18 protein-coding genes are annotated in these 20,756 nt (G+C 63.0%); 5 read left to right on the forward strand and 13 right to left on the reverse strand.

Annotation, left to right across the window (positions count from 1 at the left end; genetic code table 11):
* Position 1: 1 nt before the first annotated feature.
* A complete protein-coding gene (locus FEZ60_RS29905) occupies positions 2-1,090 on the forward strand; it encodes a ParB/RepB/Spo0J family partition protein (protein WP_172937744.1) in 1,089 nt (362 codons plus the stop codon).
* 256 nt (positions 1,091-1,346) lie between these two features.
* On the forward strand, positions 1,347-2,030 hold the full coding sequence (locus tag FEZ60_RS29910; RefSeq protein WP_033235299.1) for a hypothetical protein: 684 nt from the start codon (positions 1,347-1,349) through the stop codon (positions 2,028-2,030).
* A 12-nt stretch (positions 2,031-2,042) separates the two neighbouring features.
* Here the strand turns inward: FEZ60_RS29910 and FEZ60_RS29915 are convergent, their stop codons facing one another.
* The 5 genes from FEZ60_RS29915 to nox form a co-directional block, all read right to left on the reverse strand.
* Positions 2,043-3,230, reverse strand: a complete 1,188-nt coding sequence (locus FEZ60_RS29915) for an N-acetylmuramoyl-L-alanine amidase (protein WP_033235298.1) — start codon at positions 3,228-3,230, stop codon at positions 2,043-2,045.
* Between the two features lie 128 nt (positions 3,231-3,358).
* Entirely contained in the window at positions 3,359-3,682 is a 324-nt protein-coding gene (gene trxA / locus FEZ60_RS29920) for a thioredoxin (RefSeq protein ID WP_033235297.1), read from the reverse strand.
* A 38-nt stretch (positions 3,683-3,720) separates the two neighbouring features.
* Complete coding sequence (gene trxB, locus FEZ60_RS29925) at positions 3,721-4,728, reverse strand: thioredoxin-disulfide reductase (protein WP_033235296.1); 1,008 nt, start codon at positions 4,726-4,728, stop codon at positions 3,721-3,723.
* A gap of 110 nt (positions 4,729-4,838) precedes the next feature.
* Entirely contained in the window at positions 4,839-5,420 is a 582-nt protein-coding gene (locus FEZ60_RS29930; RefSeq protein WP_172937745.1) for a TetR/AcrR family transcriptional regulator, read from the reverse strand.
* A gap of 56 nt (positions 5,421-5,476) precedes the next feature.
* On the reverse strand, positions 5,477-6,661 hold the full coding sequence (gene nox / locus FEZ60_RS29935) for a 4,4'-dithiodibutanoate disulfide reductase (RefSeq protein WP_172937746.1): 1,185 nt from the start codon (positions 6,659-6,661) through the stop codon (positions 5,477-5,479).
* A gap of 98 nt (positions 6,662-6,759) precedes the next feature.
* Here nox and FEZ60_RS29940 point away from each other — a divergent pair, with 98 nt between their 5' ends.
* A complete protein-coding gene (locus tag FEZ60_RS29940) occupies positions 6,760-7,323 on the forward strand; it encodes a TetR/AcrR family transcriptional regulator (RefSeq protein WP_033235293.1) in 564 nt (187 codons plus the stop codon).
* A 1-nt stretch (position 7,324) separates the two neighbouring features.
* On the opposite strand, the gene FEZ60_RS29945 is transcribed toward FEZ60_RS29940, so the two are convergent.
* The 5 genes from FEZ60_RS29945 to FEZ60_RS29965 all read right to left on the reverse strand — a co-directional run bounded on the left by FEZ60_RS29945 (position 7,325) and on the right by FEZ60_RS29965 (position 15,456).
* Complete coding sequence (locus FEZ60_RS29945) at positions 7,325-8,035, reverse strand: hypothetical protein (RefSeq protein ID WP_172937747.1); 711 nt, start codon at positions 8,033-8,035, stop codon at positions 7,325-7,327.
* A 63-nt stretch (positions 8,036-8,098) separates the two neighbouring features.
* Complete coding sequence (sigM, locus tag FEZ60_RS29950; protein ID WP_095887541.1) at positions 8,099-8,680, reverse strand: RNA polymerase sigma factor SigM; 582 nt, start codon at positions 8,678-8,680, stop codon at positions 8,099-8,101.
* A gap of 49 nt (positions 8,681-8,729) precedes the next feature.
* A complete protein-coding gene (locus tag FEZ60_RS29955) occupies positions 8,730-12,638 on the reverse strand; it encodes a murein biosynthesis integral membrane protein MurJ (protein ID WP_033235290.1) in 3,909 nt (1,302 codons plus the stop codon).
* Positions 12,635-14,980 (reverse strand): DUF6049 family protein, encoded by a 2,346-nt coding sequence (locus FEZ60_RS29960; RefSeq protein ID WP_172937748.1) that lies wholly within the window; start codon positions 14,978-14,980, stop codon positions 12,635-12,637. Before FEZ60_RS29960 ends, FEZ60_RS29955 begins: the two co-directional genes overlap by 4 nt.
* Entirely contained in the window at positions 14,977-15,456 is a 480-nt protein-coding gene (locus FEZ60_RS29965; RefSeq protein WP_080711774.1) for an NUDIX hydrolase, read from the reverse strand. Before FEZ60_RS29965 ends, FEZ60_RS29960 begins: the two co-directional genes overlap by 4 nt.
* Before the next feature lie 192 nt (positions 15,457-15,648).
* On the opposite strand from FEZ60_RS29965, the gene FEZ60_RS29970 reads away from it, so the two are divergent.
* Positions 15,649-17,100, forward strand: a complete 1,452-nt coding sequence (locus tag FEZ60_RS29970; RefSeq protein ID WP_138871170.1) for a CCA tRNA nucleotidyltransferase — start codon at positions 15,649-15,651, stop codon at positions 17,098-17,100.
* Here the strand turns inward: FEZ60_RS29970 and FEZ60_RS29975 are convergent.
* From FEZ60_RS29975 to FEZ60_RS29985, 3 genes are all read right to left on the reverse strand, one after another.
* The gene (locus tag FEZ60_RS29975) at positions 17,097-18,392 is read right to left on the reverse strand and encodes an MFS transporter (RefSeq protein ID WP_172937749.1); all 1,296 of its coding nucleotides are present in this window, start codon (positions 18,390-18,392) and stop codon (positions 17,097-17,099) included. The two genes, FEZ60_RS29970 and FEZ60_RS29975, sit on opposite strands and share 4 nt — an antisense overlap.
* Before the next feature lie 26 nt (positions 18,393-18,418).
* The gene (locus tag FEZ60_RS29980; RefSeq protein ID WP_033235285.1) at positions 18,419-18,853 is read right to left on the reverse strand and encodes an SRPBCC family protein; all 435 of its coding nucleotides are present in this window, start codon (positions 18,851-18,853) and stop codon (positions 18,419-18,421) included.
* A gap of 100 nt (positions 18,854-18,953) precedes the next feature.
* Entirely contained in the window at positions 18,954-19,895 is a 942-nt protein-coding gene (locus tag FEZ60_RS29985) for an NAD-dependent epimerase/dehydratase family protein (RefSeq protein ID WP_172937750.1), read from the reverse strand.
* Positions 19,896-20,048: 153 nt separating this feature from the next.
* Between FEZ60_RS29985 and FEZ60_RS29990 the strand changes: the two genes are divergently transcribed.
* Entirely contained in the window at positions 20,049-20,744 is a 696-nt protein-coding gene (locus tag FEZ60_RS29990; protein WP_045066036.1) for a TetR/AcrR family transcriptional regulator, read from the forward strand.
* Positions 20,745-20,756 lie beyond the last annotated feature (12 nt).

Below are 20,756 nucleotides of genomic sequence, written 5' to 3' on the forward strand. Positions count from 1 at the left end.
GATGAGCCAGGCACGTAAAGGCGGATTGGGCCGCGGCCTTGCCGCACTGATTCCTACCGGTCCGGCCACTGCACCCGGACTGGGGGCGGCAGCAGCGGATCTCATCATCGGCGGTGAGGTGGGAAGCGGTGACATCGGAAGCCGTGAAAACGGCGGCGAGACGGCCAACCCCTCCCCTCCCCCACCGAAGACAGCGGCCACCAAAACGGCAAAATCCAAAGCTGGCGCCGCAAAGACTGCAGTGCCGACCGCGGATGAACTCGAGTCTGAACTGACATCCGCTGGCGCTGTCTACCTCGAGATCGAACCGAGTCTGATCGAGACCAACCCGAAGCAGCCGCGTCACGTTTTCGACGAGGAAGCACTTGCGGAGTTGGTGCATTCCATCCGTGAGTTCGGTTTGATGCAGCCGATCGTGGTTCGCCGCAACGGCGACAAGTACCAACTTGTCATGGGTGAGCGCCGCTGGCGGGCGAGCCAGGAAGCCGGCCTCGAGAAGATTCCGGCGATCATTCGTGAGACCGACGACAACTCGATGTTGCGTGATGCGCTCCTCGAGAACATTCACCGTGTTCAGTTGAATCCCCTCGAGGAGGCTGCCGCGTATCAGCAGTTGCTCGAAGAATTCGAAGTGACGCACGAGGAATTGGCGAACCGTATCGGTCGCTCGCGCCCCGTCGTGACCAACATGATCCGTCTGCTGAAGCTGCCGGTGGCTGTCCAACGACGCGTCGCTGCCGGCGTCCTGTCGGCCGGGCATGCTCGTGCATTGCTCTCCCTCGAGGCGGGTGCCGACGCTCAGGAAGTGATGGCGGCGCGCATCGTGGCGGAAGGAATGTCGGTCCGAGCGACAGAAGAAGCTGTCACTTTGGCCAACCGCGCTGACAGTGAGATCGCTCCCCCACAGAAGCGGAAGCCGATCGTGATGCCGGGTCTGCAGGATGTGGCGGAGCGGTTGTCCGACTCGTTCGACACCCGCGTGACGGTGAGTTTGGGTAAGCGGAAGGGCAAAATTGTGGTCGAGTTCGGCTCGGTGGATGACCTTCAGCGCATCGTGGGCATGATGGAAGCGCAGAAATCGAACAAGTGACGAAACATCGATATCCATCCATACCAGCTAGTTTCGTCACTGTGACAAAATGTTGATGCTGAGCGGTTCCTGGAAGTGAAATACTTTGAACCGCAACAGTTTTGATGTGGCGGGTGCAGCGGCAGCGCAGACGGAGTTGTGGTGGCTTATTCTGGAGAAGGAAAACGCGTCGGGTAGGGCAAAAATGTGCGGCGGAGACCTAAATGTTCGGCAGATACCAAAATTGAGATCGCGACCTACGGAAGTGAGTTAGCCAGTGTCGACTCACGTCATCACATCGCTGCGGCTTGACGGTCTCGATCAACTTTCGGCACACGCTCGCCGCTGTGTGTTCTGGGAGATGGATCCGGCGGCCCTTCACGATGCGCGGGGATTCTGCGATCAGGAATTCGAAAAAGAAGCGTGGCTGTCGATGGTTATGCTCGAGTGGGGATCCTGCGGCCAGGTCGCGGTCAAGGACGGCAAACCACTCGGCAGCGCTCTCTACGCCCCTCCCCGCACCATTCCGCGCGCCCAGATGTTCCCCACCAGTCCCGTCAGCTCTGACGCCGTTCTGCTGACCAGTCTTCGGCTGGAGCCGTCGGGCGTCGAGGAAAGCCTCGGGCCGGCCCTCATTTCCGCTGTGGTGACCGATCTCGTTCGACGCGGTGTCCGAGCCCTCGAAGCTTTTGGTATCCGCGCACATGAGCAGGAGTCGGCGTCGGATATCGCGTCGGCAACTGCAGCATTGGAATGTTCACCGGAGGAATGCATGATCAGCGCAGATTTCCTCGAGGATTACGGCTTCGAGGTTGTTGCGCCCCATCATCGGTACCCACGCTTGCGGCTCGAACTCGATCGGGACCACGAGTGGAAAGTCGACGTCGAGGAAGCCCTCGATCGACTCCTGCAGGCCGCGGCCCTCGAGATGATTCAGGTCGGTGAACTGACACGCGTGTGAGTAACGCGCGTGTCAGTTGCGGTCGGATACCGAAAGTTCTTCTGCGAGAAGCTCGGCAAACGTGAACGTGCCGGTGGGCTGATCGTCCTGCCCAAGCAGGTACAGGCGTTTGACCGAAATCAGGATGGCCTCGGCGATGGTGTCACGCATGCGCGGATTGGTAAGCACCGCAGCATCATTCGCGTTCGAGAGGTATCCGAGGTCGATCTGTACCGTCGGCATGTTGGTCAGTCGCAGCAATTCCCACGTGCGACCATGAGTCCTGTTGTCCTGCAACGGGGTTCGGGCAACGATCTCGCGCTGGACGAACCCGGTGAGAATCTGACCGATCTTCGAGACCGAACCGTGTGAATTTCCGAAATGGAAACTCGCCACACCGTTTGCGGACGGGCTGGGATTGCTGTCGCACCGCAGCGAGATCATCAGGTCTGCGTCGAACGCGTTGGAAGTTGATGCCCGATCAGCCTCTGACGGATCGACATTGTGCGGCCGCGAGAGGAACGTCTCCATTCCGGTTGCAGCCATACGCCCCTCGAGGCGCATCGCAAGATCCCACAGCACATCGGACTCGGAGATACCGTTCACAATCGCTCCGGTGGACGGGCCGCCCAGACCGGGATCGATGACGATCCGCTTTCCGCCCAGCTGCGGGCCCTTGCGCCGCACCAGTTCTTCCTCGCTGATCGCGTGGGGTGAACCGCCAGTGACACGAGTTCCGAGAAGGTCGAGCGAGCGCAGAGTCTGGGGGCCGCAGATGCCGTCGGCGGCGATGCCGATCTCACGCTGGAAGGACGACAACGACTCGTGCGTCATCGGCCCGAAGAAGCCGTCGACGCGCCCCGAGTAGAAGCCGAGATCCTGGAGTTTGGTCTGTAGTGCTGCCACGTCGTCGCCGTACAGCGGAGCGGACAGCTGGTAGATCAGAGTGCGGGCGCCTAGGCGGTACGACGCCTCACGAATGGACCGATACGTTGCCGGGCCCACAATGCCGTCGACAAGTAGCCCACGTTGCTGCTGGAAGGCACGAACGGCGCTGTCGAGGTGATGATCGAAGATGACGTCCGGCGCAACCCAATGGGCACCGTCGCCGCTTTCACGTCGAATGCTGGACGGGATGTGGTGCAGATATCCCAGCTTCGTCAATGTGCCCCGAATCTCGGCGACGGCCGGGCCGTGATCACCGTGTCGGAGTCGATGCATGCGTGAAAACCTCTCGGATCGGCAAAAGAATTCGATCGATGTGCCTGGAAGTGGATCTGATCAGGCACATCGATCGATTATCTCAGAAAACCTGGGGATTGCGAGAATCCCCTACGTTCACAGGGTACTCAGAGTACGTCCGAGAGTTCCTTGAGCAGCGCGGCCTTGCCCTTTGCGCCGACGATGGTCTTGATGGGCTGTCCGTCCTTGAACAGGATCAGCGTCGGGATCGACATGACCTGGAAGTCGCGGGCTGCGGCCGGGTTGGCGTCGATGTCGAGCTTGGCGATGGTCAGCTTGTCGCTGTTCTCACCGGCGATTTCCTCGAGAACCGGGGCGACCATCTTGCACGGGCCGCACCAGGTTGCCCAGAAGTCGACGAGAACGGGCTTGTCGCTGCCCAGGACGTCCTGCTTGAAGGAATCGTCGGTGATGGTGACGGTATTCGACACTGTTACTCCTCGAGGGTTGGGTACGACAGCTGGGTGAATCAGGGGGCGCCGACGACGTCGACGGCGTGACCGGCGGCATCGAGGGTGTTTGCGGTGATGTCGCCGCGGTCGGCGAGCCAGCGTTCGGCGTCGATCGCAGCGGAGCATCCGGTGCCGGCAGCGGTGATGGCCTGACGGTACGTGTGGTCGACCAGGTCGCCGGCCGCGAAGACGCCGTCGACCGAGGTTGCGGTGGAGCCGGGTGCAACGCGGACGTAGCCGGCGTCGTCGAGGTCTACCTGGCCCTTGACGAGTTCACTGCGGGGGTCGTGGCCGATGGCGACGAACATGCCGGTGATCTCGAGGGTGGAGGTCTCGCCGGTGACGGTGTCGCGGACCACGAGGCCGGTGACACTGTTCTCGCCAAGGACCTCGAGGGGTTCGGCGTTGGTGAGGAAGCGGATCTTCTCGTTGGCCTTGGCGCGCTCGAGCATGATGCGTGAGGCGCGGAACTCCTCGCGGCGGTGCACCAGGGTGACCGAGCGGGCGAAACGGGTCAGGAAGGTTGCTTCTTCCATGGCGGAGTCGCCGCCGCCGACCACGACGATGTCCTGGTCACGGAAGAAGAAGCCGTCGCAGGTGGCGCAGGCGCTGACGCCGCGGCCGAGGAGACGCTCTTCACCGGGAATCCCCAGGTAACGCGCTGCGGCGCCCATCGCGAGGATGATCGCGTGTGCGGCGTAGGTTTCGCCGTTCGCGACGACGGTTTTGATCGGGCCGCTCAGGTCGATCTCGTCGACGTCCTCGGTGCGGATGTCGGTGTCGAAGCGCAGAGCCTGCTCACGCATCTGTTCCATCAGGTCCGGTCCCATGATTCCCTCGCGGAATCCGGGGAAGTTCTCGACCTCGGTGGTGGTCATGAGGGCGCCACCGAACTGCGTTCCCTCGAACAGCAGGGGCTGGAGCTCAGCGCGCGCGGTGTAGACACCAGCGGTGTAGCCGGCCGGTCCGGAACCGACAATGATGACGTCATGGACCGCGGGCGTGGTTTCCAGCTGGGTGGTCATGCGAGCCTTCCAATAGTGAGTGCAGACCCTCCGCTTCTTGGAGAGCCGTACCGATCAACACCAGGATAAGGGGTGTTGTTCCCGGGCCCGGCGCAAAAGTGGTCGGGCGCTCAGCTGGGGTCGTGTGCATACGGTGCGACCAGGGCGCCAGCACTGCGGCGCACCTGATCCGGATCGGTGCCGCGTTCGATTTGTCGGACCCCGGTGTGAACTATCGCGTTGATCAGTTCGGCAGTGACGGCGGGGTCGCGTGCGCCGAGTTCTTGCAGCGTGTGCAGCAGCGGAGTGACAAGATCGCCGTGCAGTGCCCGGCTCTTCTCATCGAACTTCGGGCCGGGTGCGATTTGGCTCAGTGACGCCGCGATCGCGTGTTCTCCGTCTGCGGCCAGGATCAGATTGGCGTCGACGTACGCGAGGATGCGACCGGCGGGGCCGTCGGCCTCCGCCATGGCCTCAGCCAACTTCTGCGACCACCGCGGGAATGAATCCTCGACCAGTGCGTCGAGTAGGTCCTGCCGGGAGTTGAAGTACTGATAGACGCTCGATCGGGCCAGTCCGGCGCGCCTGGCTATCTCACCGAACGACGGGATGTCCGCGGTTCCTTCGGCAAGAACCGCGCGGGCAGCGTTCAGGAGCGCACGACGCTGCGCTGCGCGATGCTCGCCGACGGTAGCGGCGTTGATGCGTGGCACGTGAACTCCTTTCGTACGCTGCTCGGTCGTCGAACAGCCTAGTGGGGAGTTGCGCGCTATGTGGTCGCTGGGCGCAGAGCCTCTCGGACGACGCAGCGCGTGCCGGTGTAGATGGTGGGCATGCACTTGTTGCAGTGGACGCACAGCCCTTCGGAAACCGATTCGGACTGAAACTTGTTGACCAACTGCGGATCTCGAAGCAGTGCCCGAGCCATGGCTACAAACTCGAAACCTTCACCGAGTGCGCCCTTGACGGTGTCGACGCGATTGATGCCGCCGAGCAGGATCAGCGGCAGACTCAGCGCCTCGCGGAACTGGCGGGCGAATGGAAGGAAGAACCCTTCCTCGAAGGGGTACTTGGGAAAGAGCGTCGGGCCGTACAACTTGAGACCGTAACCCACGAGTTTGGGCTGGGACGCAACAAATTCCGCCATCGGAACGTCGCCGCGGAAGAAGTACATTCCGTTGAGAAGTGAACTGCCGCCGGTCAATTGCATGGCGTCGAGATGGCCGTCGGCCTCGAGGATCTTGGCGATTGGCAGGCTCTGATCGAGCCACAGTCCTTTGGGGACGCCGTCGGACATGTTGAACTTCGCCGTGACGGCAACCGACGGTCCGGCTGCCCTGCGGACTGCTTCGATCACCCGACGCGGATATTCAGCGCGCCTGGCGACGGTTCCACCGTATCGATCGTGGCGTTTGTTCAGATTGGGGCTCATGAACGAACTGAGCAGATAGTTGTGGCCGAGGTGCACCTCGATGGCGTCGAATCCGGCGTCGACGGCAATGCGCGCGGTGCGCTCGTAGTCGGCGACAACGCCGTCGAGTTCCGCGAGTGTCGCTCCCTTGACGAGACCCATCGCGGGCGGACTCAATCGCGTCGACGGGGCCAGGGTTTTCGTTTTGTTGGAGAGGGTGTTGGCCACTAGTCCGGCGTGGCCGATCTGTGCTGCGGCGAGCGCTCCTTCGGCGTGGACCGTCTCGGTCAGGCGGCGCAGTCCGGGCAGCGCCTGTTCGTTCATGACGAGGGTGTCGCGGTGGACGCGGCCACCGGGTGAGACTGCGCAGTACGCGACGGTGGTCATGGCGGCCCCACCGCGAGCGACCTCGGCGTGGAAGTTGATCAGGTCGTCGGAGATCGCTCCCCGCGGCATCACGCCTTCGAAGGTGGCAGCTTTGATGATGCGGTTCTTCAAGGTCAGCGGCCCGAGACGGGCCGGTTCGAAGATCGTGGGGGTCATGTTCTTCTTCCTGCTTCGGCAGATCCATTACGATGCCAGTGGACTCGTATCTACGACGATATAGCGCCGACGCCAAATCTGTTCGACAATTCGAGACGATGAACACCACAGGATCTGGTCGCCCCCGAGACCCACGCATCGACGACGCAGTCCTCGAAGTCACCCGCACCATGCTGCTCGAGGTCGGCTGGGAGCAATTGAGCGTGCGCGCCATCGCCGCCCGAGCCGGAGTCAGTAGGGCGTCGATGGCGCGTCGATGGTCGTCCAAAGCGCACTTGGTTCTCGGATCGATCCTCGGCGCCACCCCGGATCTGACGCCCTTCGAGGGAACGGATCGCGACGGGTGGATCCGCTGGGTGGTGGCCGGTAGCGCGCAGTTGTTCGCCCGGCCCGAGGTTCGTGCCGCGGCGCCCGGACTATTGGCGGCATTGCGCGATCACGACGATCTACGTAACGAGCTGTGGCGCGGGTTCAGTGGGCCGAGTACCCAGTTGTTCCTGGAAGATTCGGAAGACCGCGACGCCGCACTGTTGGACGCAAAAGCTGTGCTCGTGATGGCGGCCGGCGCTGCGATGTTCTCGAGTCTTATTGCGGTGGAAGATGATACGGAGGAACTCCGCGAGCGCATCCTGGCACTGCTGTTGCCGGTCGCAGAAAAGTGAACTAGCCGATAGTGTTGACGGACAGCGTGTTCGGTTTGTCAGCGCTACATTCCGGGCCGACGGCAAGGATGGTGATCTGACGTGGCTGCGTGCCGCGCAGTAGGAGCACCACGGCTGGGTTGCCGTCGACGGTGACCTCGCCCGATCCGAGAAGTGGCTCATCTTGCGAGAATCCGTTTGCCTGCAGGCAACCTGCCAGTTTGAGTGAATCCTCTAGTGGGCCAAGATCTTTGGATCCGATCAAGGTGAGGAATCTTTCGGGAGTCCGGTTTTCGCTTACGGTAGGAGTGGGTTGCGCAGTGATGACGGCGTTCGGTTCGGTGGGGCGTACCGCAATCAACACAGCCACAACCGCTACGGCTGCTGCAGCAGCGGCACCACCCATCAGTAGCCGGCGTCGCGAGCGGGCGATGGAGATTACATTCGAATCGGAATCATGTTGCGTCTGTTGCTGTTTCCACTCGCTGTCCAATGCGCTGTGGATGCGCGCTGCCAACTCGGGCGGCATGGGCTCGTGCGGGGCGATGCGCTCGTCCCACGTCCGCAGTGAATGACTGACGTTGTCGAGTTTGCTGACGAACGCCAGCGCGTCAGGATCGTCGTCGACGAGGACCCACAAGGCAGCACTGGTTTCGGGGTCGAGAACACCGCCGTGAAGATCGGCCAGCAAGTCTTCGGAGAAAGGTGGGGCAGGAACGTACGAATCGTTCACGAGCCTCCCCTTTCTGCGCGCGGCTACCTGTTCTGGTGCTCACAAAGATTAGACGCGTCGACATCACGATCGGTTCCCTCGGCCACCCAACTCGGCCAATTCGGCGGCTAGACGCTTGCGCGCGCGAGCGCAGCGACTCTTCACCGTTCCCACAGGGATGCCGAGCCGAATTGCGGCCTCGGCTACGGGATAACCCTCCATGTCCACCGCAACGACGGCAGCGCGCTGCTCAGGCGGCAGCAGGGCCAAGGCTTGATCGACGGTCATCCTCATGTCCACGGCTTCGACATGATCGTGAGAATCGCGAGGTTCCTCCACATTGTCGGCGGAGAGCGAAAAGGCTTGGCGTGACTTGTTTCGCCGAATTCGATCCAGGCACGCGTTGACAACTATCGCGTGGAGCCAACTTCGCACAGCGGCATCGCGACGGAACTTGGACGCGTTGCGGTGCGCAGACAGCAAGCCTTCCTGCAAGGCGTCACTGGCGTCCTCGTCCGAATAGCTGGTACGCCGGGCGACGTGCCATAGATGATCCTGATGCCGGGTCAGCAATTCACGGAAAGCATGTGGATCGCCCGCCACATGTGCTGTCAGTAATTCGACATCCGTTACCTCGCCCCCGGTGCCCCCCCGATAAGTGTGCACCGGCGGATGTTAACCCAGGAGCGGGCCATCGGGAGGGGTCAGGGACGGGCTATCGAGCGGCGTTGAACGTTATGTCCGAGATGGCTGTTTGGTTTTGTCCGGATTGCGTGCTGAGTTCGGTAATCCAGATGAGAACGTACTGACTCGGGCTGTCGGTGGTGACCGGAATATCCGTGACACCGTTCTTCAATGTTCCGGTCCCGATTTGCTTCGTCTGATCGAGAGTTGTTCCGGCAGAAGGGGCAGAACGGATTTCAACGACGCTACCCGGCGAATCGGACGTGATGGCAACGTTCTTCAGAGTCGCGGCGTCGTCCAGCGTGACCATCAGGCCGACGCCGTTCTTCAGCGCCGGGAACGGCTGGAAGTACGAGTCCGTCGACCACTCCGTTGTGGGGTTTCCGTCGATGGCGTTCTTGGCCGTAGCCGGCTGATCCGGGGTGCCCTGCGGCGAGAACACCGCGACCGTCGACGCACCGACAGGGGCCGTGGCAACCGGCGGGGCAGCGGGAGCCGAACTTTCCTCGGGTGCAGCAGCTTCCGAGGTCAAGCCGAAGCTCTGTTCACTCAAGGGAGTGTTGGAACTGCTCCCGGAGAGGAAGCTGGCAACCCACACGCCGAGCAGGATCAGCACGATGACGGTGAATACGCCCAGCGCGGTCAACGCGGCGAGCATGCGCGTCGACTTCTTCTTCTCGGCTTCGATGGCCTCGGGATCCGTCAGAGCGTGTCCGGAGTTGCCGGGGTCGCGATGTCCGAGGCGCAGGGCGGGAATCAGTTCCGTCTTGTCGTTGACGACGGACGCTTGATCGAGAATGTGTTGCACCGTTGCGGCAGTGCGGATTCCGCTCTCTGCTTGCAGTGCGCGCGTGGCAACGGCCGAGATGTCGAACGGCACCTCGGGACGAATTCCTCGCACCTCGACGGGATTCCCGGAAGCGTCGCGGCCGGCCGGGAGCAACCCGCCGACGGGTCCGGCTGACGGCTTTGCCAGCGGCCACCGAGCCGTGATGAGGGCGTAGAGCATGGCGCCAAGACCACGAACGTCGCTGGTGGAATCGGCGTCGGCAAGCGTTGCGGGGAACGCGAGTACGGCGTCGCCGTTGATGCTGATGCGCACCCGATCCGGGTGATCGATGGACAGCGCGCCACCCGAGCGGTGAGCTGCCTCGGCAGCGGCAGCGAGGCTGCGGATCGCGCGCGCGGCACCGATGGGCGACGGCGTCGTCTCGGCCATTTCACGCAGTGATCGGCCAGGCGTCCACTCGGCGACGACGATGCCGCCCGAGCTGCCGCGGACGACGTCGAGGACCCGGGCCAGGCCCGGCGAGTTGATCCGGCCAAGGCGCAAGGTGCGGGAGAGCACGGCCTGTGGACCGGACTGGGCGTTGTCGTCGCCGCGCTGTTCCGCGTCGACAAACGTCAGGGCTACTTCGCGATCGAGTTTGACGTCGAGTGCTTCCCAGAACTGCAGTCCACGAGTGCCACCGTGCGGGGCGAGCAGACGGTAGCGGCCGCCGGCGACGGAGGCACCCGGAATGAGCTTCGGTCCGCGGGGAGAGGGCCGGGAAGTAGAGGTGGGTGCAGCGGGCGGCGTCTTGGCAGATCCGGCGGGCGGCACAGGGTTGGGGGGCACAGCCTTGTTCGGCACAGCCTTTTGCGGCACCGCCTTGTTCGGCACAGCCTTGGGCGGCTCGGACTTGATTGCCTGTGTCTGCGGCGCCTGTTGCTGTGGTGTTTGCTGCTGTGGTGTTTGCTTCCGGGGAGCCTCTGCTCGCGGCGCACCCGTAGGCGCTGCCCCAGCCGACGTGGACTCTTTCACGGCAGAAGTTCCGGCATTCTTGTCGTCGGAGACCTTGTCGTCGCTCACCCTCGCTCCTTCACTTTCGGTTGCCCATCCCCGTGTCTGTGCGGGTTGCGACCTTGTGGTTCCAGGACCAGGGTACGGCAGCGCACCTGGTCGTTCGTGCTGGTTCGATTCCGTTCGCACGGCGGGGATCAGCTCGGTTACAGCATCGTCGTCGCGCTGCGCCGAATTACCGGTGGCGGACTTCGAGGCTGGTTCGGGGCGACCCAACACAGAACGAATCTTGCGGGAGACCGCAACCGTTACCGAGCGCACTTCGGGGATCTTCTTGAAGTACAGGATCGTGAAGGTGATGGCGAGCATAAGAATGCCGCCGACGGCTACGCGAATGAAGGATCCGGGACCGCCCAGGTTCTCGGTGAGTTTGTGGAATCCGAGTACCCGGTCGACGGCAATCATTGTCAGTGAACCGGCCAGGGAGGCGACGACGACGGACCATACGGTCTTACCGACATTGGCCATCTGGAGGTTTCCGAGGCTGCGGTGCAGAAGGTATCCGCCGATGACCGCACCGGTGATGTAGCCGAGTCCGTTGGCTGCACCGAGCAAAATCACGACCTGATCGGTATCGGATGCAACCAGTGGGACGAGAGCGGAGAAGGCGATCTTCACTGCGGTGATTCCGAGAACGATCCACGTCGGCGTCCAGGCTTGTTCGCGGGCGTAGAACACTCGGAGTTGGATCAGCACCAGCGCGTACGGAATCAACGTGAATGCCGACCAGCTCACGGCAGTGCCGAGACGTTCGGCCTGTTCAGGTCCGAAGCGGCCGTAACCGTAGAGCGCTTCACCGACCTGGGGGCCCATGAAGGTGAGGAACATGATGATCGGAACGAGCGTGATCATGGTCAGACGCGTGGCGACCGACAGATCGTCGACGACGGCCGGGGTGTCGTCGGCTGCGGCGTTGCGGCTCAGGCGCGGCATGATCGCGGTCAGAACCGTCACACCGAGGACGCCGTACGGCAACTGCAGCAGCAGCCAGGCCTGGCTGTAGATCGCGGGGCCGGCTTCGTCCGCGTGTGAGGAGATGCGCGTCGCGAAGATCATGCCGATCTGACTGATCAGGACGTACAACACGATGGCGACGGCCATGCCGCCGAACTGACGTAGGCGGTCGTCGAGACCCCACAGCGGCTTGAGGGAGATGTTCTCGCGTCGTAGCGCGGGAATGAGGCTGGCAGCCTGCACGATGACGCCGACGGTGATGCCAATGCCGAGGGTGAGCAGTTTTGCGTCACCCATCGAGACCGGATTCAGCGAGATCTCACCTGGTGTCAGGCGGTAGATCACGAGCACCACGAGGACGACCATGTTGTTGAGCACCGGCGCCCAGGCTCCGGGTTTGAAGACCTGACGGGTATTGAGGAACGCCGTGAACAGCGCAGACAGTCCGTAGAACAGGATCGCCGGCAGCAGCAGATATGAAAGAGCTGTCGTCAGGTCGGTGCTGACCTTGCCGTCTTCGGACAGGAAGACGTATTTGGTGAGCACAGGTGCGGCCAGGGTCGCGAGTAGCGCGGCCATGCCGAGAAGGACAAGGGACGCCGTGAAGAGGCGTCGGATGAAGGCTTCGCCTTTGTCTTTGTCTTCGCGTTCGGCGCGGACAAGGACCGGCACGACGATCGCGGTCAGAACTGCGCCGAGAACCAGCTCCGCGATCATGTTCGGGATCTGGCTGGCGACTGTGAACGAACTGGCGATGGCCGGACCGAGAACCATCAGGATCATCAGCTGCTTGGCGAATCCCGTGATGCGGCTCGTCAGTGTCGCGATGGCGATGGAACCCGTCGCCGCGAGAAGTCGTGAGTTGGATTCCTTGCGGTCTCCTGGCAGAACATGAGAGTCGGGGTCGACGTCACCGGACTCGGAGACGGGACGGTTCGCCAACTCCATTTCCGCTTCCCGGTACCGCGGGTAGTCGCGGATGACCGGAATGGTCATGGTGGGTGAGTCGTCGAAACGTGCGTCCGGGTTGACCGGCTGGATCGGGTACCCGCGTTCCCACGGTGGCATGCGCGGATGTGACGCGGTTGCGGTGCTCCGGCGCGTGATCGCGGACCGTTTGCCCTCAGGCGGATTCCCGGTCATGAACGTTTGTACCCTTCATCAGCTGGGTCGGGCTGACCCCGATATCGATGCCACAGCCGTCGTCCGGCCAAGAACAACAACAATCCTCCTGCTGTGGCTGTCACAGCGGCCAACGGACGACCGTATGCATTCGACCGTACGGTCACGCTGGTCGGGCTGCCCAATTGGAACCCGTCGGTGGTGGTGAGCGAGAAGCTCACGACCACCTTGCGGGAATCGTTCATTTCCGCTGGCACAGTCAATTGTCGGCTACCGCGCGGCGGCAATTGTTTGGGACCGATGTCACTGATCTTCATCTCCGGCGGAGCGTCCACCCGCAGGTTGACGTTGACGGCGATCGGCAGTTCGTTGCGGGCCACGAGGAGCAGCGGGCTTTGCCCGGACGCCAGTGTGTACACGCCGCCCGGCGATACGACGCTGACGGCTTGATAGAGACCGTTGACGCTGGTGGTCACGTTGCCTGCGCGGATGCTTGCAGCACGTTCGGCATTCCGGACGGACAAGATACTGGTATCGCGCCGGTTGGCCGAACTCATCGCGCGCAGCAGATCCTCACGCAGCGGGGCGGTGAAGGAGCGCGGAGTGAGCAGAACCTGCGGGTCGTCGACGAGTGAGAGTTCGAGCGCATCGATTCGGGGCAGTTGAGCTTGTGCCGTGTCGATGACCGCTGTTTGCGGACCGTCCTGAGTTGCCCGCTCCGGATATTCGAGAGTTGCCGTGCCCGTAGCGCCGGGTTGTGTGCCGAGCAGCGCCGGAAGGGACTGTGGTGTCGCCAGGCCGGAGCGGATGAGCGTGGCGAGCATCGACAGCATCGCGCCGGCGTCCTCCGCGTCGGCGCTCCACAGTTGCGGCGGCGCCAGAATCTGATTGCGCGGCACGGCGGTGGGAGTCAACGCGGACCACGCCATCGCGCCGAGTGCGTCCTGGCGCCGGGCAACCCGCGATTCCGTCTCGAGTTGCGGCGCGGTGTCCTCGTCGATGTACGACGGCGTCGACGGGTTGGATCCGGTCGCGGCAAAAGCTGCGGCCGCCGCTGTGTCGAAGGCAAGTGCGTCGACGGTGTCGGTGATGCGCGAGGACAGTTGTGCCTCGCTCGAATCCACGGACGAGGCCGCTACGAGGGTGGTTGTCGGCCTGGTGCTCAGAGTGTCAACGGTGACGGAATCGAGGACTCCGGAATCCGGCCACACGAAATTGCGGAGCGAAGTCACGCCGAGAATGGTGTCGACGATGTCGGCCGGCCGGTCGATGGCCGTCGCCGTCAGTTCGGGATGGGCGACGGTACCGACTGCCGCGAGATCTGCCTGCGCAAACGGAACCGACGTCGTACACATCGATGCTGCCAGCGTCTTGATTCGCGACAACCAATTGGACGCCGCATCCTGTCCGCGACCGTCGTGGGCTGCGCCGGTGGGGTCTGCCGCGTTGTCGACGACCAGATAACCGCGGGTCATGTTGTCGACCGTGATCACGAGGTCGGGGTCGATGGCGAGGCACAGCGAATCGCGCACCTTGTTGTCGGCGTCGATCTCGGGTTTCGTGGCATTTTCGACGGCGTCGACAAGCGCGTCGAGGCGTCCGCCGTCCGAGAGTTCGGTGGCGAGGTCGTCGTTGATCAGTCGAACGGGGTCATTGACGGATCCGGGGATTCCGCCGACCAGGCTGGGAGCGGTAGCGAGCGGCCACATCATCGTCACGCCGACGGGATTGGACGTGTCGGGTGCGACGACGGCTGAAGCCGAGGTGCTTGACGTTCTTGTGTTGGTCGCGCTGGGAACGCCGAGAACCGGGAGGAGGAAACGCGCGTCGTCGAGCCGGGCTGCGCCGCCGTATTCGGGGGTGCCGTTGACATTGACAAGCATCGGATAGACGCCGGGCTCGGAGATCTCCAGTGAGGTTCCGGTAGTGCTGCGCAGTGGCAGCGAGAGGGTGAACGGTCTGGATTCGCCCCGCTCGAGGCTGGTGGCGACGGTGTCGAACTCGCCGACTGTGTCGAAGATGGCTTGGTCGAATTCGAGGGCATCGCGTACGTCGGCTGCATTGTCGATGGCCGGCGCTCGTTGCAACCGCACTCCGACGTCTTCGACTGGGCGGTCGCCGACGTTCTTGACCGTGCCCTTCACCACGACGGTGGGCGTGCTGGTTGTCGTGACGGTGGTCGGTGTCGTGGATTCGATGGACAGCTCGAGGAACTTGCCGTCGGTGCTGGTGCGTGGTGCCTGAACGTGTTTGTCGTGCGAGGCGGGGAGCGCGTGTGCCGGGCCCGCCCCGAGCGATCCCGTCACACCGACAGCGGCCATCACCAGAGCGGCGATGCCCGCTCGCCGTAGAGCCATTTTCATCCTGCGTCCGGTTCCTTCGGAAGCATGGGGGCGTGGGGCATCTCGGCGATCATCTGTGCGGCAAGTTCGGCTAGTTTTCGTTCGTCCGCGTACGCCAGGCGTGAGTGCAGTTCCGCGAGCGGTACCCAGGCCACTTCGGTGACCTCGACGTCTTCGTCGGACAGTTCGCCACCGAGGAACCTCAAGAGATAGTGGTGCACCGTTTTATGGACGCGTCGGCCCTCGGTGACAAACCAGTAGTCGATGCTGCCGAGTGGCGCGAGGACGGTTCCCTGAATGCCCGTTTCTTCCTCGACCTCACGCATCGCCGTCTGCTCGGCGGTCTCGCCCTGCTCGATGTGTCCCTTGGGCAGTGACCACAACAGACGACCACGGCGGTCGGTTCGTCCGATCAGTGCAGCACACAGGCGTTCGGGCGGGCCGCCCCAGCCGTCGACGACCAATCCGCCCGCCGAAGTTTCGCGGACTGTACGCATCGGGGATCGTTCAGGATTGCCGACGGCAGGACGACGCCGCGAGTTGCGGCGGCTCCTGTTCGTTCGTTCGGCACCTGACACCCCATCGATACTAGTTGGCATCGTCTGGTTGGCCGGTAACCCGCGCAAACCGGGTGCTCGCGTTGATATGCGCGTTCTGCTATTTGCGCACCTTAAGTAAGCTCAATCGACGTGACTGCCCCTACCTCCGATGCCGATCGCCGTGCACGGCTCCTTGCCGACGCTTCCGACACATTGCGCACGCTCTCCGATGTGTTGACCCCGCTGGGTGAGCGCTTCGCAGCGGCCGGCCACGAGCTGTACCTGGTAGGTGGCAGCGTGCGCGACACAATCCTTGGCCGGTTCAGCGGTGATCTGGATTTCACGACGGACGCGCGCCCCGAGAAGGTGCAGGCTCTCCTCAAGGGCTGGGTCGACAAGCAGTGGGATACCGGGATCGACTTCGGCACGATCAGCGCCATCAAGGACGGCCAGGAGATCGAGATCACGACGTTCCGGGCCGATGCCTACGATCGTGTGTCGCGTAATCCGGTAGTCCGGTACGGCGAGAATCTTGCCGACGATCTGGTGCGTCGTGATTTCACGGTCAACGCGATGGCCATGGCGATAGGCGCCGACGGTTCGTTCACGTTTGTCGATCCGCTGAACGGCATGGACGCTCTGCTCGCCGGGGAACTCGATACGCCGTCGGCTCCCGAGAACTCGTTCAACGACGATCCGCTGCGGATGCTGCGTGCGGCGCGGTTTGTATCTCAGCTTGGTTTCACGTTGAACAATCGCGTTTTCGACGCCATCAAGGACATGGCTTCGCAGATCGAGCGGATCACGGCCGAACGTGTGCAGACCGAGCTCAACAAGCTCATGCTCGGCATGTACCCGTTGGACGGCATCAACGTCATGGTCGATTCCGGTTTGGCTGATTACGTGCTGCCCGAGATCCCGCAGATGAAGCTCGAGATCGACGAGCATCACCAGCACAAGGACGTCTACCAGCACTCTCTGACGGTGCTGCAGCAGGCCATCGACCTCGAGGACGGCGACCCGGATCTCGTATTGCGTTGGGCCGCACTGCTTCACGACATCGGCAAGCCGGACACCAAGCGTAACGAGCCCGGCGGCGGCGTCAGCTTCCATCACCACGAGGTTGTCGGTGCCAAGCTCGTGCGCAAGCGTTTGCGTGCCCTCAAGTTCTCCAAGCAGATGGTGGACGACATCTCGCAGCTCGTGTTCCTCCACTTGCGTTTTCACGGTTACGGCAAGGGGCAGTGGACGGACTCTGCCGTGCGGCGGTACGTCACAGATGCCGGTGAACTACTCCCCCGCTTGCACAAGTTGGTGCGCGCCGACTGCACCACCCGCAACAAGCGGCGAGCCGCGCAGTTACAGGCCACCTACGACGACATCGAAGAGCGGATCGCCCGTATCGCCGAGCAGGAAGACCTCGCTCGGGTGCGTCCGGACCTCGACGGCAACGCCATCATGGAACTGTTGAACATTCCTGCCGGTCCCCAGGTGGGTAAGGCGTGGACCTTCCTCAAGGAATTGCGCCTCGATCGTGGTCCCCTCGACCGGGACGAGGCCGAGGCCGAACTGTTGAAGTGGTGGGCTGCCCAGCAGTCCTAGCCTTCTCGCTTCTTGCGGTTGATCAACACCGCCGACAATCCGGCGGCGTAGACGCCCGCACCGGCAAGGGATAATCCGACACTCTTGCCGTCGGGTGCGATCACCGTCGACGCGGCGGCGATCGCACCGATGAACGCGACGTTGAACACGGTGTCCTGCAAGGAGAAAACCTGGCCACGACGGTTGTCGTCGATGTCGATCTGCATCGCCGCGTCGCCGGCCAGTTTCACGGTTTGGCCGGCAATGCCGAGAAGGAATGCGGCGATCAGGAGTGATCCCTGCGTCAGTGTGGTGACAAAAACGAGTTGGATGATCACGGCGGCCGTCAGTGCGTAGGTGACGGTTCGCGAGCGACCGAGCCGCGGAATCACAAACGGTGTGATCAGTGCGGCGATCAGCATGCCGATGGCCGTAGCGCCAACGGCAACACCGAATCCCGCCATCCCACCAGGGAGCGCCGAGCCGTTGGACGTGTCCCGAAGCACCAACACCATGATCAGTGTGTTGATGCCGAAACAGATTCTGTGCGCGCCGATTCCGATCATCGTGGTAGTGACACCGGGAGCCTCCCAGACGGCAGTGGCTCCGGTTTTCAGGCCCGTCAGAACGGAATGAAGAGCGCCCGTGTTGGTTCTTTCCGAGGTGGTGGGGCCAAGGGATCTGGCGGTGAACCGTGCTGCCGCCACAGCCGCGACGGCCGATCCGACAGCAGCGCACGCCACGGCGATTGCGGACGCCCGATCACCGGCACCCACAATCCCGATAATGCTCACCGCCGCGGTTGCGCCCAGGGCCGACACCACTGAACCTGCGGTTGTGAGAACGGAATTGGTGGCCACCAACCAGGATTGCCGAACCACTTTCGGGAGTGCAGCCGAGACTCCGGCGCCAACAAATCGGCTGACCCCGATAGCCGCCAATGCGCACAACAGCAGCGGCGTGTCCCCTCCCCCGCTGGCGAGCAGAACAGCGGTCGTGAGGATCAGCAGACCGCGCAGAACACTTGCCCACAGCAGGACGAGGCGCCGGTCGAGGCGATCGAGGAGCGCACCCGCAAAGGGTCCGATGATCGAATAGGGCAGCAGCAGTACGGCAAACCCCGCCGCAATCGCCACAGGATCCGTCTCGCGTTCCGGGTTGAACAGGATCGCGCCGCCCAGCGCGGCCTGAAACAACCCGTCGCCGAACTGGCTCGAGAAGCGGACAAGCGCCAACCGTCCGAGGCCCGGGGATTCCCGCACGGTGTGGAGCGTCCGGGACCAAGCCTCGCGGCGGTTCGAGGCTGGGGTCATGTAGTGAAACTCTAGCGGGAACCGAACTATCGACCGTCGAACCGGTCCCGCAGGGCATCGAGGCCAACCAGGTACACGTTGTCGCCGAAGGCGTTCTCCACGACGGGGATGATCTCGTCGCCTCCGTCGTAAGTGGCGGTCCACCTGACTTCACAGCCGTCAGGCGTCGGAACTACTTCGATGCGCGCAATGTAGTTCTTGACCGGAAGCGGTTGGTCGAGTACCTCGTAGCTGTAGGTTCGGCCGCTGTTGTCATGCTCGATCAACTCTTCACGTGCTACGACATTGCCGTCGACGATGAATCGGCGTACGGCACCTGGCGTGGTCGGGTCTGCGCTTTCTTCCATTTCGGAAGGGGGGACGCGCGGGTGCCATGAGGCGAGTTCGTCGAATCCTTTGATCACAGACCAGATCTGGTCCGGCTCGACGGGCAGAGTGGTTGTTCGTAGAAGCGTGGGCATAAGTACCTCTCTAGTGCTTCGCTCGGTGTGACGTGGACACTAGGGAGCTCGTGGGCCGGGTGGGAACGCAAATCCCATTCATTGGAAAGGTGCGTGCTCTTCAGGCTGCCGCGGTGCGGGCCTGTTCTGCTCGCCACCAGCCGACAGTTTCGCGCGCTGCCTGATCGAGTGGCGTCGGCGACAGCCCGAGGAGGGCTTCGCTGGCAGTCGAATCCATCACGAAAGGCTTGGTGAACTGGTAGTTCATCTCTGCCAGTTCGCGGGTATCGGTGTGTACCTTGCCGACGGTATCGAGAACCCAGGCCGGGAGTACGCCCACCTTGGCGGCGGGGGCTCCTGCGGCGTCGGCAAACGCCTCGGCAATGGTGCGTTGGGTGAGCGCGGGTCCGGTGGGTGCGTGCAGGACGGAGTTCCACAGTTCCGGGTTGTGTGCCGCGGCGATCATCGCTGCCGCAAGATCGGGTACGTACGTGAAGGAGTGTGGCTGATCTGCGGATCCGATTACCCGAATCTTCTTTCCTGCCATCACTTTCGGAGCCATGCGTTCGCCGGCGTGAGCTGTGCGCACGTAGGGGCCGAAGAAGTCCGACGCCACCACGCTGACGGTGGGTGTGGCAGAGGCTTCGCGGGTGCGCAGTAGCATCGCGCGCACTCCGCGCTTACCGCCGCTGACGTTGCGGGGGTCGGATTCCGTCATCACGGTGTCGGAGTTGTACGCGTAGAGGCTTTCGGGGAACACCACAACGGCATTCAACGAGGCTGCGACGTCGAGGATGACTTTTTCTGCCGCGGGGAGTTCGCGTTCCCAGTCCGCGGCGTTGTAGGCGGCATGAATGCAGTGGTAGATCGCGGTGGCGCCGTCGGCGGCGGCGCGCAGTGCGTCTCGATCCGACACATCGACGCGTCGACGCTCGATCCGTGGGTGCTGCGGTCCGCTTCCGGATCTGGTCAGGAGACGGACGTTGATCCCCTGCTCGGCGAGTTGTAGCGCCACGGTGGATCCGACTGGTCCTGCGCCGGTGACGATTTCGAGGTTCGACATGATGTCTCCTACCTGAGGTTCGTGGGTTGGAGAGCACTGCTCTCGATTTCTAGGATGCGCCTCATGATGTGCAATGTCAAGAGCACTGCTCTCTTTTATCGGCACTGCTCTCGTTTGTTGGCTCTGCTCTCGGAATTGAGGCAAGCTGTGTCCATGGCCGGCACCCCCCGCGAACGCGCGCGTGAACAGACCTTGCAGGACATCACCCGGATCGGACGCGAACACTTGGCGGCGGTCGGGGCTGCTGCTCTGTCGCTACGCGCGGTGGCGCGAGATCTGGGCGTCGTATCCTCGGCGGTCTACCGGTATGTGGCCAGCCGCGACGAACTGCTCACCCTTCTTGTCGTGGATGCTTACACCGAGCTGGGCGCCGAAGTGGATGCTGCAGTGGATGCTGTTGCGGCAGAAGATTATCGGGGGCAGTTTTTGGCGTTGGGCCGAGCCGTGCGGGCCTGGGCGATACGCGAACCCGCTAGATACGGACTGCTGTTCGGCAGTCCGGTGCCCGGCTACAACGCACCGGGTGAGCAAACCACCGGGCCGGGCACGCGGGTGGTCACCAGGCTGATCGCAATAGTCGACAGCGCGCATCGGGCGGGTGCTCTCACATCGTTCCCCGACGCAGCAGTCGGTGAACCCTTGAAGGCGGATCTGGAACGTGTGCGCGCGGAGATGGGCGTCGAATTGCGGCCCGAGGCAATCACCCGCGGAACCTTGGTGTGGGTGTCGCTGTTCGGTTCTGTGAACTTCGAGGTGTTCGGGCAGTATGGATCGGACACCTTCACCGAACCGGCCGAGCTTTTCGAGCGGCACCTCGCCTTGCTCGCGGGAATGGCGGGCTTGGAGTGAGATGATGTAGGT

Origin of the sequence: Rhodococcus sp. MS16 (genome assembly GCF_013277795.1) — a bacterium.
Classification (GTDB): domain Bacteria; phylum Actinomycetota; class Actinomycetes; order Mycobacteriales; family Mycobacteriaceae; genus Rhodococcus_F; species Rhodococcus_F globerula.